The organism is Pantoea sp. SIMBA_079, assembly GCF_046940275.1.
Taxonomy (GTDB): domain Bacteria; phylum Pseudomonadota; class Gammaproteobacteria; order Enterobacterales; family Enterobacteriaceae; genus Pantoea; species Pantoea borealis.
Window position 1 is genome coordinate 1 of record NZ_JAWRYR010000523.1, and the last position, 259, is coordinate 259.

General features: G+C 75.7%; 1 pseudogene. It reads right to left on the reverse strand.

Going from position 1 to position 259, the window contains the following annotated elements:
* Positions 1-46 precede the first annotated feature (46 nt).
* A pseudogene (locus tag SB719_RS21050) lies at positions 47-259 on the reverse strand (DNA-3-methyladenine glycosylase); the annotation flags it as partial.

Consider the following 259-nt stretch of genomic DNA (forward strand, 5'->3'; position numbering starts at 1 on the left):
GAGGGCACGAATGCGATCCTACGCGTGCGCGGTGGAGCTCACCTTCTCACGCACGCCAGAGGTGGAGGCCGGCGTAGCTGCGCCAGGGCGCCCAGCGCGTCCCGTAGGCCGCCAGCGCCTTGGGCTCCGCCGGCAGCCCGAGCCGCGCGGCGCCCTGCCGCAGGGCGAGGTCGCCGGTGAGCAGGATGACGGGGCTGCCGAGCACACGGAGCGCGATGTAGCCGGCGGTCCAGGGGCCGATCCCGGGCAGGGCGAGCAG